This is a genomic window from Shewanella electrica, from assembly GCF_022321485.1.
Classification (GTDB): Bacteria; Pseudomonadota; Gammaproteobacteria; order Enterobacterales; family Shewanellaceae; genus Shewanella; species Shewanella electrica.
The window spans coordinates 1-241 of the sequence record NZ_JAKOGG010000699.1 but is presented as its reverse complement, the minus strand read 5'-3'; the positions used below and the strand labels follow the sequence as shown (position 1 = coordinate 241).

General features: G+C 42.7%; 1 protein-coding gene. It reads left to right on the top strand.

The genetic code is table 11. The features are described from left to right. Window positions 1-241: eS25 family ribosomal protein (locus tag L9G74_RS21845; protein ID WP_238898986.1), on the top strand; the 241-nt coding region annotated here is incomplete at both ends.

Here is a 241-nt window from a genome sequence, read left to right as displayed (position 1 = left end):
GGAGGATCTGGGGGTAAAGCTAAGAAGAAGAAGTGGTCGAAAGGAAAAGTTCGTGACAAATTAGACAACCAAGTTTTGTTCGATAATGTCACATATGAAAAACTCCTCAAGGAAGTCCCAGCTTACAGGCTGATCACACCTTCCATTGTTAGTGAACGACACAAAGTTCGAGGATCACTTGCAAGAAAAGCCCTTACAGAGTTGCTCAATAAAGGTTTGATCAAGCAAGTGGTGAAGCACC